Raw genomic sequence first — 12,270 nt, 5'->3', positions numbered from 1 at the left:
ATCCTCTTTTGGTTCTCAATCAAACATTCACTACCCCACGGCACCCTGGATACTTAGAGCACCCCCAGAAAACGTTCCCTGCATTGGCACCGCGCTTGGCCAGTCGTTTGATCATCGTGCTGCTGCATACCGGGCACGTTGGGTTCTCAGGTATCGGTTGATGGGCTGGTTGGTCGGGCTCCGCTGGCTTGGGCTCTGCGGGCGTGGCGCGATGCTGGGCAAGCCATTGTTTGAGCCGAATCCCATCAATCAGTTGAATGTTGCGGCCGGCAGCAAAGGTTTTTGCGGCGTCGGTGAACTGGCCGGAAGTGACGACGAATCCCCCTGCTGCCCCTTCTGCCGCCATCGCACCGAAGAACTCACGCACCACCGGCACACCGACCTTCAGTGAGCGCCAGTGTTTGCACTGCACCAGAGACTTTTCTCCACCCTTGCGCAGGATCAGGTCTACGCCGCCGTCTGGGCCGCTGCCGCCGGTTTCGGTGACGCTGTAACCCTGACCTCGGAACGCTTCACCGATCAGTTGTTCGAATTGCTGCCAACTGAGGCCATCTATGGTTTTACCGGGTTGGGTGGCAGCTTTGACGTCTTTAAGTAGAGTTTTGCGACGGTGACGGCCGGCAATAGAGCCGATTGCGCCAAACAGGCATACGGCCGGAACCAGATATTGTCCGAACATGGCGAGCGTGCGCCACATCTGATTAAACATGACACCTGATATGTCCCCTGGCTTTATGCCGGTGGGAGTAACTACAGGACTGTTGGCTATGGGATTCAGAATCAGCCAGGCGAAAAAACCGATACCCAGGCTGATCCACCAAGGCAACCGGGAAAGGATTATTACCAGATCATCGAAAGTCGAAGTACGTCTACGCGCCATCCATGAGCTCCTGAGAGTGGCCTACTGCCTGTATTTAAAGTAGACCTTCCTTACAATAAAGGCCACCGCTGCGTCCCGGGCCCGACCCTTGGACACACCCGACACGCTGCTTTATGCTTCGTGCCATCAGGGACGCAGCTATACCCGCAACGGATCCTCGCCCCGCTTTATTTAGCCTCTCTCAAAGCCGATACACATGAGCAAACAAGCAGCATTCAGTAAAAAGACTCGATCCTTCGAACAGACCCTCTGGGATACCGCCGACAAACTGCGCGGCAGCGTCGAGTCCTCCGAATACAAGCACGTCGTGCTGAGCCTGATCTTTCTCAAGTTCGTCAGCGATACCTTCGAAGTACGCAAACAGGAACTGATCGACGAGGGCCAGGGCGACTATGTGGACATGGTCGAGTTTTACACCATGCGCAACGTCTTCTATCTGCCGGAACAGTCGCGCTGGTCGTACATTCAGCAACACGCCAAGCAGGACGATATCGCGGTCAAAGTCGATACCGCGCTGCACACCGTCGAGAAGAGCAACCCGTCATTGCGCGGCGCGCTGCCGGACAACTACTTCTCCCGTCTGGGGTTGGAGGCCAGCAAACTGGCCGCGTTGATCGACTCGATCAGCAACATCGATACCGTCGCCGACAACGAGCAGGACGTGGTCGGGCGGGTGTATGAGTATTTTCTCGGCAACTTTGCCGCGACCGAAGGCAAGGGGGGCGGCGAGTTCTATACGCCCAAGTGCGTGGTCAACCTGATCGCCGAAATGATCGAGCCCTACCAGGGCAAGATTTATGACCCCTGTTGCGGCTCGGGCGGCATGTTCGTGCAGTCGATAAAATTCATCGAGAACCACCAGGGCAACAAGAAAGACATCTCCATCTATGGTCAGGAACAGACCGCCACCACCTACAAGCTGGCGAAAATGAACCTGGCGATTCGCGGCATTGCCGGCAACCTCGGCGAAGTGCCCGCCGACACCTTCTTCAAGGACCAGCACCCGGATCTGAAAGCCGACTTCATCATGGCCAACCCGCCGTTCAACCTGAAGGAATGGCGCGCCAGCAACGAACTGACCAACGACCCGCGCTGGGCCGGCTACGAAGTACCACCCACCGGCAACGCCAACTACGCCTGGATACTGCACATGCTGAGCAAGCTCAGCGAAAACGGCGTGGCCGGTTTTGTATTGGCCAACGGCTCCATGAGCACCAACACCAGCGGCGAAGGCCTGATCCGTCAGAAGCTGATCGAGAACGACCATGTCGATTGCATGATCGCCCTGCCCGGCCAACTGTTTTACACCACGCAGATTCCCGTGTGTCTGTGGTTTATCACCAAAAATAAACGCGCCCAGCAATTCACTGACGATCGCCAACACTTCCGCGACCGCCAGGGCGAAACCCTGTTTATCGACGCTCGCAACATGGGCAGCATGATCTCCCGCACGCACAAGGAACTGACCAGCGACGACATCGCCCACATCGCCCGCACCTATCACGCCTGGCGCGGCGAGTTTGAAGGCAATAGCGATGCTGAAATGGTGTATGCAGACGAGCCCGGCTACTGCAAATCCGCCACGCTGAATGAGATCAAGACCAACGATTATGTCCTGACGCCCGGCCGTTATGTGGGTGCAGCGTATGTGGAAGATGATGGCGTGCTGTTTGAGGAGAAGATGAGTGAGCTGAGCCAGACCCTGTACCGGCAGATGCAGGAATCGACCAAGCTGGATGCGGTGATTCGGCAGAATCTGGAGGGGTTGGGTTATGGGGAGTGAGTGGACTGAGGTAGCGTTAACAGACGCATACTCAATCAGTTCGGGTCTATCCAAACCAGCTAAAGATTTCGGTAGCGGATACCCGTTCTTGGCGTTCAAGGATGTTTTTTACAATACCTTTGTACCCGCTGAGCTCACTCAACTCGTTCAGTCGAGCGAGAAAGAGCAGGCCGCGTGCTCGATAAAACGTGGCGACGTGTTCTTAACACGAACCAGCGAAACCATGAACGAGCTCGGGATGAGCGCGGTTGCCTTGAAAGACTATGAAAAGGCAACTTTTAACGGCTTTACCAAACGACTGCGCCCAAAGGCCGGCAATGGGTTACATCCAGAGTACGTAGCGTATTTCCTGCGCAGCCCCAGGTTCAGGGCTGAAATGATGGCTTTCTCGACAATGTCCACCAGAGCCAGTCTGAACAACGACATGATTGGATGCCTGAAAATTTCAGTCCCTCCGCTTGAGATCCAGCGTTCGATCGCATCGATACTGAAAACCCTCGACGACAGAATCGAACTCAACCGCCAAATGAACAGCACGCTGGAAGCCATGGCGCAGGCGTTGTTCAAAAGCTGGTTTGTGGATTTCGATCCGGTAATCGACAACGCCTTGGCCGCCGGCCATCCGATTCCCGACGAACTAGCCGCCCGCGCCGAACGCCGCGCTCAGGCCGCCCAGCAGCCATCGCCCAAACAACCCCACACATTGCCCGCCCACATCCGTCAGCAATTTCCTGATCGCTTTGTGTTTACCGAAGAAATGGGCTGGGTGCCGGAGGGGTGGGAGGTTGCTCCAATCTCTCACGTATCTAGCCTGAATCCTGAAAGCTGGACGCTGAAAAAACACCCAGATGTATTAACTTACATTGATCTTTCCAACGCAAAAAATGGCCGAATCAATGACACTGTCGCTTATTCGTTCACCGAAGCACCGAGCCGCGCACGGCGAGTATTACGAAAGGACGACTCGATAATCGGGACTGTTCGTCCAGGTAACCGATCGTTCGCATTCATTCACGATGATGGCCTAACCGGGAGCACCGGATTCGCGGTAATGAGACCGAAGGCATCCCACTTTAGATCCTTCGTCTATCTCGCGCTGACTCGTGACGAAGTTATCGAAACGCTCGCTCATTTGGCTGACGGTGGGGCATATCCGGCTGTACGTCCCGATGTTGTATCCAGTCAACCCGTCGCGCTTGCTGATAAGCGAATCATGACAACATTTGATGCCTGGGTGTACCCATGGCTGGAGAGAATTGGGAAGAATGAATCGACCAACAACACGCTATCGCAACTCCGCGACACCCTCCTCCCCAAACTCCTCTCCGGCCAACTACGCATCCCCGAAGCCGAGCAGTTGCTCGCTGAAGCGCTCTGAAACGAGCAACCATATGGTGTAAATTCACCCACGCCGTGGAGGATTTTACATCATAATTTCCACACCCATGGGCAGGCTGATCTGGCTATTATTCTTGCATAACAGCGATCAGGGCGGAGAGCTGCCCGTGGCGGCAACTACCAAGGAATCATTTACGAGTATTCCCGCCGAGCGTGCAAGGCTCGCAGGATGTCGATGAATTCAATCAAGTCGCTGGTGGCTTCTTCCGCTTCTCAAGTTTAGCCCGCACCTTCGACATGGCTTCATCGTGGGCCAGTTTTGGCTTTGTACTGTTCATCGCTTCCTGCACCTTGGTACGGAACCAGCGATCATGGCTGGTCGCGTGCTCCTCGGTCTCGAATTCAGAAACGATCGGTGATAAATGAGCGCTTATGGTTTATTCCAAGGTTTCGAGTGCAATTACTCGTACAGGCGTTCCTGTTCGGCGCTCCTGCAATCCTTCAAGCACTGCGGCCCGTCCTGAAGCACTTCCGGCAGATAGCTGTCGTCTGGGTCTGAAGCAAACCAGGGCCGAGCAGCTAAACATCTACACGCTAGCCAATCGATCAACCATATCGGGGTACTGCTCAACCAGTTTTATCAGCAGCGCCGCCTGAGCATTCGGCTTCGCCTTATCCTGTTCCCAGTTGCGTAGGGTTTCAGGGCTCGTTCGTATGCGCATAGCAAACACCCGCTGTGACATCTTCATTTTCTTTCGCAGAGCGACGATTTCATCTGCAGTCACCTTGGGGGCAGGCTTGTCTTCAACGGACACCTGACGCAAGGTGATCTTGCCCTCCCGCTGCGCCGCCATCTCATCGATGCCCTGCAGCATTTCATCAAACAGATTGCGCTTCTTCATTTGAGACCTCGCTTGCGGAAGTGTAGGCAAGCTGCCTATGCTTTTCAAGCAATGCGGGCCCGTCACACATGACCATCAACCACTCAGTATTGCTTAGCAGTTGCTGCGGCGAGAAGACGCCGCTTGCCCGGAGGCACCAGCGGCTGAGATGTTCAGCAGCCCGAGTTTACGCCACGCGAGAAACTGGCACTGTAGGTGTTACTATCTGCGCAGAAATAAACTCGGCATGACAATATCAACTGCAATACAAGGTTGCATCGGACTTCGATGATCCAGCTGCGCTGCACAAAGAAACTGTTCGCCAGACTGCCAATAGACGCCAACGGTCGATTGCCGAACACCAGAGCCCGCCCGCTCGCAGCCAATGATGCAGGCGATAGCCCCTTGAGCGGCTGGCACGCAAACCTGTTTACGCTGAATCGCCGCAACTGCGTGCTTTTTGTCCACGACGCTACCCGATTTCCGGTGCTGCTCACCTGCCTGACCAAACCGGACTTTGCTGAGCTGGACTACTTGTTTCAAGATGGGTTGATGAATGCCCTGCTCAAGGGCGGCGCGAATCAGGCGCAACTGAATGCGGCAGCCAGCGCTCTGACGCCTCTGCAATGCGACACGACGTGCGACCGATCGGTGCAAGGCACACTGAACCATATGAAGCAGGATGTGGATCATATGCTCTGGTACGACAGCGCATCGATCATGGATCTCAACCCCTACCGCACCAGCCTCTGGCTTGCTGACCGCCCCTGTAACGTGAAGGGCAGCAAGGACTTTGTTTGGCCCATGAAGGCAATGCTGGCACTATTGGATCAGCTTTCCCGAAAGTCCGAATAGTTGCTGAACAGATATACACTTTTTGCATAGTACTTTCTGCTCCGCAGAAACTGTCGTCATTGAGGATAAGGAGTACCCGATGAGTTTCAACGAGGCCAAGCTGGAGCAGGCGATTATCGAGCTGCTGGGTCAGCAGGGTTACTCGCATTACACCGGCGACAGCGTTCAGCGCGCTAGCAACAGCGACGTACTTATCAAGGACGATCTGCGCCAGTTTCTCGCGGCGCAGTACGCCGTTGATAACATCACCGCCAATGAGATCGAGTCGATCATCCAGCAGCTGGAAAGCCTGCCGGCGCTGGATCTGTATGAGTCCAACAAGACCATCCACAAGCGCGTGGCTGACGGCTTTCTGCTCAAGCGCGAGCGCTCTCAGCAGAGCCAGAAAGACCTTTATATCCAGCTGATCGACTACAGCGGCCTGCCGGAACAGCGTGTGCCCGTGGCAGGCGAGGTTGAAACCTTGCAAGCCGAGGCTCCGGCGACCTACCGGGCCGGCAGTAATATCTACCGGCTGGTCAGTCAACTCTCCATTGAAGGCAGCGAAAAGCGCATCCCTGATGCCATTTTGTATATCAACGGCCTACCGCTGGTGGTGTTCGAGTTCAAGAGCGCGGTGCGCGAGAACACGACCATCCATGACGCTTGGAAGCAGTTGGCCACCCGCTATGTACGCGATATTCCCGAGCTGATGAAGTACAACGCGCTGTGCGTGATCAGCGACGGGGTGAATTCGCGCATGGGCTCGCTGTTTGCGCCCTACGAATTCTATTACACCTGGCGCAAGATCACCGGCGATGAAAGCATCGAGCAGGACGGCATCAACGCTCTGCACACCATGATCGAAGGTCTGTTTCACCCAGACCGGTTGCGCGCGGTAATTCGTCACTTTATCTACTTCCCGGATGTATCGAGGAAGGAAGAGAAGATCCTCTGCCGCTATCCACAGTTCTACGCAGCCAACAAGCTGTACGAGAACATCCGGCTGCACCGTAAGCCATTGGGCGATGGCAAGGGCGGCACCTATTTTGGCGCGACCGGCTGCGGCAAGAGCTACACCATGCTGTTTCTCACCCGCTTGCTGATGAAAAGCGTGGAGTTCGAGAGTCCGACCATAGTACTGATCACCGACCGCACTGACTTGGACGACCAGCTGGCCGGCCAATTCACCAATGCCAAGGGCTATATCGGCGACCAGACGGTGATCAGTGTGGAGAGCCGCGCGCAGTTGCGCGAACTGCTCAAGGGCCGCAACAGCGGCGGGGTATTCCTGACCACTATTCACAAGTTCACCGAAGACACCGAACTTTTGACAGAGCGCACCAATGTGATCGTCATTTCTGACGAGGCGCATCGCAGCCAGGTGAATCTGGATCAGAAGGTGCGGGTGACAGACCAGGGTGTGAAGCGCACCTTCGGCTTCGCCAAATACCTGCACGACTCCCTGCCCAACGCGACCTATGTGGGCTTTACCGGCACGCCGATCGACGCGACCCTGGATGTGTTCGGTGACGTGGTGGACAGCTACACCATGACCGAGTCGGTAAAAGACGAAATCACCGTGCGCATCGTCTACGAAGGCCGCGCCGCCAAAGTGCTGCTGGATAACGACAAGCTGAAGGACATCGAAGCCTATTACGCCCAGTGCGCGGAAGACGGCACCAGTGAGTACCAGATCGAGGAAAGCAAGAAGGCCAGCGCCAGCATGAGCGCGATTCTTGGCGACCCGGATCGTATCCAGGCGCTGGCCATCGACTTTGTTCATCACTATGAAAAGCGCATCGAGGAAGGTTCTACGCTGAAGGGCAAGGCGATGTTCGTCTGCAGCAAACGCGAGATTGCTTATGCCTTCTGGCAGCAGGTCGTGGCGCTGCGGCCGCAATGGAATGAGGTGCTGGTCGCCGAGGAAGGTATAGAGCTGACAGAGCAGGAGCGCAAGGACATCAAGCCGATGGAGCGGATCAAGATGATCATGACTCGCGGCAAGGATGACCCAAAAGCGCTGTACGACATGCTCGGCAGCCAGGAATACCGCAAGGAGCTGGACCGTCAGTTCAAGAATGCCAAGTCCAATTTCAAGATCGCCATTGTCGTGGACATGTGGTTGACCGGCTTCGATGTACCCTTTCTGGACACCATGTATATCGACAAGCCCATCCAGCGCCACAACCTGATCCAGACCATCTCACGGGTCAACCGCAAGTTTCAGGGCAAGGAAAAGGGCCTGGTGGTGGACTACATCGGCATCAAGAAACAGATGAACATGGCGCTGGCCCACTACAACAAGGCCGACCAGCAGAACATCGAGGAGATCAACCAGTCAATTGTGGTGGTGAAGGACCATCTGGACCTGCTCAACAAGCTGTTCCACCGCTTTGATGCGCGCCTGTACTACACCGGTAGCCCGCTGGAACAGCTCAACTGCCTGAACATGGCCGCAGAATATGCGCAAATCACCGATAAGGTCGAAAAGCGCTTCATGGCGCTAGTGAAACGCCTGAAGGCTGCCTATGACATCTGCTGCGGCTCGGAGGGTATCGGCCAGGCCGAGCGCGATCAGATTCATTTTTATCTGGCCGTGCGCTCCATCGTATTCAAGCTCACCAAGGGCAATGCCCCGGATATCGCACAGATGAATGCCCGGGTGCGCGAGATGGTGGCCGAGGCGCTGAAAGCCGATGGCGTGGAGGAAATCTTCAAGCTGGGTGAGGATGGTGCCGGTGAGATGGATATCTTCGATGATGACTATCTGGCCAAAATCGAGAAGATCAAACTGCCCAACACCCGGATCAAGCTGTTGCAGCAATTGCTGGCCAAGGCGATCGAGGATTTCAAGAGGGTTAATAAAACCAAGGGCATCGACTTTGCCGCAAGATTCAAAGCGCTGGTGGATCATTACAACGAGCGTAAGGAAGACGACGTTCTGGTCAGTAATGTGTTGGAAGACTTTTCTGAAGAAATTGTCGATCTGATCCAAGCGCTGAAGAAAGAACGCGGGTCCTATGCTGATTTGGGCATTGATCTGGAAGAAAAAGCCTTTTACGACATTCTCAAGGCGCTAGCCGTTAAATACGACTTCTCTTATCCCGAAGACAAGCTGCTGACCCTCGCCGCTGCGGTGAAAGTGGTGGTGGATGACAAGGTGCAATACACCGACTGGAGCCAACGGGCTGACATCAAGGCCGAGCTCAAGGTTGGGCTGATCCTGGTGCTGGCGAAACATGGTTACCCGCCGGTGGATCGGGACGAGGTGTACAAGGAGATTTTCGAGCAGGCGGAAAACTTCAAGAAGTACAGGTCGTCGTGAAGCTTGCCCAGCAGATGATCCGTCTTGGTGTTGGCACTAACCTCGTTTATCGTGTCGAACTATTAGATTGTTAAGCATTTCGGTACCGAATTCCAAGGAGACAAGCATGACCACCGCATCAACCCGGGCCGCCGATATTCGCAGTGCGTTGCAGGTCAATCCGAACCTCAAGGGAGCCGCTGAACTCAAGCAGGAGATCGAGCGGCGTGTCGGTTTCATCAAGAATACGGTTCGTAGCTCCGGTACGCGGGCGCTGGTGTTGGGGATCAGCGGCGGGGTGGATTCAACGACGGCAGGCAGGTTGTGCCAGTTGGCGGTCGAGTCTCTGCGGCAGGAAGGTTATGAAGCGACCTTCTATGCCATGCGCCTGCCCTATGGTGTGCAGTTTGATGAACATGATGCACAGGCGGCGCTGGATTTCATCAAGCCCGACCAGATCCGCACGGTCGATATCAAGGGCTCGGTGGATGCGATGATGACCGACTTTGCCGACGAGCCCGCGGAGGCGGCCAAGCGCGATTTCGCCAAGGGCAACGTCAAGGCCCGCACCCGAATGGTCGCGCAATATACCCTCGCCAATTTCGTTAACGGTCTGGTGGTCGGTACCGATCATGCAGCCGAAGCGGTGATGGGCTTTTTCACCAAGTTTGGCGACGGGGCCTGTGATCTGGCTCCGCTAACGGGACTGGTCAAGAGCCAGGTACGACGTATTGCTGCGGATCTGGGTGCGCCGGCCGGATTGGTCGGCAAGATACCCACTGCTGATCTTGAAGAGCTGCAGCCCGGCAAGCCGGATGAGGATGCCTACGGGCTGAGCTATGAGCAGATCGATGCCTTCCTGTTGGGCGGCGCCGTTGATGATGCGGTCGCCAGCAAGATCATCGAGCGGTATGACATGACAGAGCACAAGCGTCAGCTGCCTCTGGCGCCCTGATCATTGCTGCGGCTCGCCGCCCTCAGCAGATACGGTTCGCATCACCGACAAGGGCACCTGCCGCGCCTCGCGCTGCGGCAGGTGCTGCCACCACTTGGTTTAAAGAGTAATCTGGGCGCCCAGCAGTTTGACGAAGGCGGCTAGCCAAGCGGGATGCGCTGGCCAGGCAGGGGCAGTGACCAGATTGCCCTGAACGTGTGCCTGATCCACCGGAATATCCATATAGGTGCCGCCGGCCAGTTTCACGTCTGGGCCGCAGGCTGGATAAGCACTGCATTCCCGGCCCTGCAGCACGCCTGCCGCTGCGAGCAGCTGCGCGCCATGGCATACCGCGGCGATGGGCTTCTGGGCCTTGTCGAACTGCTGCACAATGTCGATTACACGCTGGTTCAGTCGCAGATACTCTGGCGCCCTGCCGCCGGGTATCACCAGGCCGACATAGTCCTCGACTTTTACCTTGTCGAAATCATAGGTCAACGCGAAGTTATGCCCAGGCTTTTCCGTATAGGTCTGGTCACCTTCAAAGTCATGAATGGCGGTACGCACAGTGTCACCCGCTTTCTTATCGGGACATACCGCGTCCACCTGATAACCCAGCATAGTCAGTGCCTGGAACGGCACCATGGTTTCATAATCCTCGGTGAAGTCACCGGCCAGCAGCAGTAGTTTCTTGGCGCTCATCTTACGGCCCTCCAGATAGTGAAAAGACCAGCATGCACGGGTTTGCCGACATACGGGTTACAGGCAGCAATTACAAAGGGCGCAGCTAGCGCCCTTTCAACGAACCCAATAGCCCGCGCATGATCTGCCTGCCCAGTTGCGTGCCGAAGGCGCGCATGGCGCTGCGCCCGGCTTGCGTGATGAGATCACCCATAACGGATTTCTCTGCGGCCGGGCGCCGGGTTTGCTTGGCTTCGGACTGGCGGCGGGTAACCACGGTTTCTTCCGACAGTGCCCGTTCAGCGTTCTGTTGCAGGATCTCATAAGCCGATTCGCGGTCCAGCATCTGGTCAAACACACCCGCCAGCACCGAGCGTTGCACCAGGGTGCTGCGCTCCGGGTCGCTGATGGGCCCCATCTGGCTTGCGGGCGGACGAATCAGCACGCGCTGGACCGGCGTGGGCACGCCCTTGGCATCGAGCACCGACACCAGCGCTTCGCCCACACCCAGTTCGGTAATGACGACCTCGGTATCCAGCCCTGGATTGCTGCGAAAGGTCTGGGCGGCGGTGCGCACCGCTTTCTGGTCCTTGGGGGTGAAGGCGCGCAGGGCATGCTGCACCCGGTTGCCCAACTGTCCGAGAATGGACTCAGGCACATCCAGCGGGCTCTGGGTAATGAAATACACCCCGACGCCCTTGGAGCGGATCAGCCGCACGACCTGCTCGATGCGATCAACCAGGCTGGTGGGCGTATCCTTGAACAGCAGGTGCGCCTCATCGAAGAACAACACAAAGCGGGGCTTGTCGGCGTCGCCGACTTCCGGCAACTGCTCGAAGAGCTCGGATAACAACCAGAGCAGAATGCTGGAATAGGCCAGCGGGCTGTCGCGGTACAGGCGCGCCGCATGCAGAATATTGACTACGCCCTGCCCTTGCTGGTTGGTCTGCATGAAGTCATCGAGGGTGACCGCCGGCTCGCCGAACAGTTGATCACCGCCCAGGCTGTCCAGATTCAGCAGCGCCCGTTGAATGGCGCCGATACTAGCGGGTGAAACATTGCCGTATTTGGGCCCGATCTCGCTCCGATTGTCATTGACGTGACCCAACATGGCGCGCAGGTCCTTGAGATCGAGCAGCAACCAGCCGTTGTCGTCCGCGACCTTGAACACGATCTGCAAGACGCCGGTCTGGGTCTCGTTCAGGTTCAGCAGGCGCGACAGCATGATCGGGCCGAAGTCGGTCATGGTCAGGCGCAGGGGGTGGCCATGTTCGCCGTAGACATCCCAGAATACCGTTGGCGCACCGCTCGGTTGCAGATCATCCAGGCCAACCAGTGCCGCCCGCTGTTGCAGACGCTCGTTCATGACGCCAGGCTTGGCAATTCCGGAAAAATCGCCCTTGATGTCGGGCACCAGCACCGGCACCCCCATCTCTGAAAACGCCTGGGCCATCACCTGCAGGGTAATGGTCTTGCCGGTGCCGGTGGCCCCGGCAATCAGGCCGTGACGATTGGCCATGCGCGGCTCGATGGCAACGCGCTGTTCGCTGTTGGCGCCCAGCAATAGAGGCGGCAGAGTGGTATCGGTCACGGGCATGCTCCAGAGGAAGGATTACCCGAGTGTAAACGGCT

At 56.7% G+C, this 12,270-nt stretch carries 10 protein-coding genes; 5 read left to right on the top strand and 5 right to left on the bottom strand.

Annotated features, from left to right (window positions below; genetic code table 11):
• Positions 1–19: 19 nt before the first annotated feature.
• Positions 20–880, bottom strand: coding sequence for a restriction endonuclease (locus DHB74_RS11815; protein WP_499161553.1), 861 nt, complete (start codon positions 878–880; stop codon positions 20–22).
• A 196-nt stretch (positions 881–1,076) separates the two neighbouring features.
• Here DHB74_RS11815 and DHB74_RS11810 point away from each other — a divergent pair, with 196 nt between their 5' ends.
• Entirely contained in the window at positions 1,077–2,663 is a 1,587-nt protein-coding gene (locus tag DHB74_RS11810) for a type I restriction-modification system subunit M (protein ID WP_499161552.1), read from the top strand.
• Positions 2,653–4,041 (top strand): restriction endonuclease subunit S, encoded by a 1,389-nt coding sequence (locus DHB74_RS11805; protein WP_499161551.1) that lies wholly within the window; start codon positions 2,653–2,655, stop codon positions 4,039–4,041. The genes DHB74_RS11810 and DHB74_RS11805 overlap by 11 nt, the downstream gene beginning before the upstream one ends.
• Positions 4,042–4,246: 205 nt before the next feature.
• Here DHB74_RS11805 and relB read toward each other — a convergent pair whose 3' ends face one another.
• Together relB and DHB74_RS11795 are read right to left on the bottom strand one after the other, a co-directional pair.
• Positions 4,247–4,435, bottom strand: coding sequence for a type II toxin-antitoxin system RelB family antitoxin (gene relB / locus DHB74_RS11800; RefSeq protein ID WP_499161596.1), 189 nt, complete (start codon positions 4,433–4,435; stop codon positions 4,247–4,249).
• A 153-nt stretch (positions 4,436–4,588) separates the two neighbouring features.
• Positions 4,589–4,903 (bottom strand): helix-turn-helix domain-containing protein, encoded by a 315-nt coding sequence (locus tag DHB74_RS11795; protein WP_499161550.1) that lies wholly within the window; start codon positions 4,901–4,903, stop codon positions 4,589–4,591.
• Between the two features lie 267 nt (positions 4,904–5,170).
• Here DHB74_RS11795 and DHB74_RS11790 point away from each other — a divergent pair, with 267 nt between their 5' ends.
• From DHB74_RS11790 to nadE, 3 genes are all read left to right on the top strand, one after another.
• Positions 5,171–5,737 (top strand): DUF6933 domain-containing protein, encoded by a 567-nt coding sequence (locus DHB74_RS11790; protein ID WP_499161549.1) that lies wholly within the window; start codon positions 5,171–5,173, stop codon positions 5,735–5,737.
• A 79-nt stretch (positions 5,738–5,816) separates the two neighbouring features.
• Positions 5,817–9,044: a type I restriction endonuclease subunit R gene (locus DHB74_RS11785; RefSeq protein WP_499161548.1), complete on the top strand. Its 3,228-nt coding sequence runs from the start codon at positions 5,817–5,819 to the stop codon at positions 9,042–9,044.
• Positions 9,045–9,150: 106 nt separating this feature from the next.
• A complete protein-coding gene (gene nadE / locus DHB74_RS11780) occupies positions 9,151–9,978 on the top strand; it encodes an NAD(+) synthase (protein ID WP_499161547.1) in 828 nt (275 codons plus the stop codon).
• Between the two features lie 99 nt (positions 9,979–10,077).
• On the opposite strand, the gene DHB74_RS11775 is transcribed toward nadE, so the two are convergent.
• Positions 10,078–10,659 carry a DJ-1/PfpI family protein gene (locus DHB74_RS11775; RefSeq protein ID WP_280164929.1) on the bottom strand — a complete coding sequence of 194 codons (582 nt, stop codon included), beginning with the start codon at positions 10,657–10,659 and terminating at the stop codon, positions 10,078–10,080.
• Positions 10,660–10,744: 85 nt separating this feature from the next.
• Positions 10,745–12,235, bottom strand: a complete 1,491-nt coding sequence (locus DHB74_RS11770) for a helicase HerA-like domain-containing protein (protein ID WP_499161544.1) — start codon at positions 12,233–12,235, stop codon at positions 10,745–10,747.
• Positions 12,236–12,270 lie beyond the last annotated feature (35 nt).

The organism is Pseudomonas sp. G11-1, from assembly GCF_024031555.1.
GTDB lineage: Bacteria > Pseudomonadota > Gammaproteobacteria > Pseudomonadales > Pseudomonadaceae > Halopseudomonas > Halopseudomonas bauzanensis.
This window is presented reverse-complemented; position numbering and strand designations above follow the sequence as displayed.